Origin of the sequence: Leucobacter sp. M11 (assembly GCF_035726885.1) — a bacterium.
Lineage (GTDB): Bacteria > Actinomycetota > Actinomycetes > Actinomycetales > Microbacteriaceae > JAPFRB01.
This window is the reverse complement of sequence record NZ_JAPFRB010000002.1, coordinates 634835-636631: the sequence shown is the minus strand read 5'-3', so window position 1 is coordinate 636631 and position 1797 is coordinate 634835. Positions and strand designations below refer to the sequence as shown.

3 protein-coding genes are annotated in these 1797 nt (G+C 66.7%); all 3 read right to left on the bottom strand.

Annotated elements, in window-relative coordinates; all coding sequences use genetic code 11:
* Positions 1-432, bottom strand: a 432-nt coding sequence (locus tag OOT08_RS07435; RefSeq protein WP_325091963.1) for an ATP-binding cassette domain-containing protein, incomplete at its 3' end; no start/stop codon positions are given.
* The gene (locus tag OOT08_RS07430; protein ID WP_325091962.1) at positions 429-1304 is read right to left on the bottom strand and encodes an ABC transporter permease; all 876 of its coding nucleotides are present in this window, start codon (positions 1302-1304) and stop codon (positions 429-431) included. The genes OOT08_RS07435 and OOT08_RS07430, both read right to left, overlap by 4 nt.
* An 8-nt stretch (positions 1305-1312) precedes the next feature.
* A partial coding sequence (locus tag OOT08_RS07425) for an ABC transporter permease (protein WP_325091961.1) occupies positions 1313-1797 on the bottom strand: 485 nt, incomplete at its 5' end.

The following is a 1797-nucleotide window of genomic DNA, read 5'->3' as shown; positions in this document are numbered from 1 at the left end:
GATGCCGACGCTGCGCAGCAGCTCGACAGCACGCTCGGCGGCGGCCGCCGGAGACATCTCCTCGTGGTTGAGGATCACCTCCGCGATCTGGTCGCCCACCCGGATGCTCGGGTTCAGCGCGGTCATCGGTTCCTGGAACACCATCGAGATGGAGCGGCCGCGCACGTGGTTCATCTCGTCTTCGGTGAGCTCCGTGAGGTCGCGGCCGTCGAATCGGATGACGCCCTCGCGGGTGGCGGTCTCCGGCAGCAGGCTGAGCACGGCCATCGCGGTGACCGACTTGCCCGATCCGGACTCGCCGACGAGTGCGACGACCTCTCCGCGGTTGATGCTCAGGTCGATCCCGCGCACGGCATCGACGGGTCCGTCGTCCGTGCGGAAGGTGACGCGGAGCTGCTCGATGGACAGCAGGGGCTGCTCGGATGCGGTCATGAGGTGCGTCCCTTGACGTCGAAGAAATCACGGAGGCCGTCGCCGATGGCGTTGAACGCGCAGACGACGAGGACGATGCAGAGCCCGGCGGGGAAGATGAGCCACCACGCGCCGGCGTAGGTGTAGGTCATGCCGCCGGTGAGCATTGCCCCCCAGTCGGTGGCTGGCTTTTGCAGGCCCATCCCGAGGAAAGATACGTAGGCCACGAGCAGGATCGCGTCGGCGACCTGGAAGGTCGCGTTGACGACGATCGTGCCGACCGTGTTGGGCACGATGTGGCGGAGCACGGCGCGCGGGTGGGAGCCTCCCATGGCGCGCAGGGCCAGCACGTACTCTCGGCTCTTCAACGAGATGGACTCGGCGCGCACGAGGCGGGCTGGCACGAGCCAGGAGACGAGTCCGATGACGACGATCATGAGCGGCACGGAGGGCTTCATGATCACGGAGAGAATGAGGAGCAGGAAGGTCGCGGGGATCGCGATGCCGGCGTCAACGATTCGCATCATGATGGCGTCGACGGGGCCGCCAACGTAGCCGGCGATGGCGCCCCAGAGGGTACCGATCACGGTCGCGAGGATGCCGGCGGCGAGACCGATCATGATCGAGACCTGGCCGCCGATCATGAGCCGGCCGAGGACGTCGTAGCCGACGTCGTCGGTGCCAAGGGGGTGACCGGCCGTTCCGGGTGGCAGCATGGTGTTCTTGAGATCCGTGTGCACCTGGTCGGTCTGGTAGAGCAGCGGCCCGAGGAAGCAGAACACGAGGAAGACCGCGATGGTGATCACGCCGAACAGGGCGAGCTTGTTCTTCGTGAAGCGGCGCAGGCCACGACGGCCCGGTGTGAGGATGATCTGGGTGGTGCTTTGGGGCATCGGGGTAGTCATGAGATCTCCGCTCGGGTCCGCGGGTTCAGCAGCGCTTGGATAATGTCGGCGAGGATCGAGCCGACGACGGTGGCGAGGGCGATCACGAGGATGCAGCCGAGGAGCACCGGGTAGTCGCTCGTTTGCGCCGAGGTCCAGAACAGCAGCCCCATCCCGGGGTAGTTGAACAGCGATTCGACGACGATCATGCCGCCGAACATCACGGGCAGGTAGTAGCCGAGCATCGCGATGACCGGGGTGAGCGAGTTGCGCACGACGTGGCGGCGGACGACCACCGCGAAAGGGGTGCCCTTGGCCCGGGCGGTGCGCACGTAGTCCTCGGAGAGGTTGTCGATCGTGGAGGAGCGCATGTAGCGCGACAGGGTGGCGATGATGCCCACTGCCGCGGTCGCGACGGGCAGGACGAGTGCCAGCGGTTTTTGCAGCACCTCCATGACCGTGTCGCCCTGCGGGGCCTGCGCCGGGAACCAGCCCAGGGTTT

Bases quoted from the DNA above. Each gene is read 5' to 3' on its own strand.
- OOT08_RS07430 (WP_325091962.1), bottom strand. From the start codon at position 1,304: ATGCCCCAAAGCACCACCCAGATCATCCTCACACCGGGCCGTCGTGGC.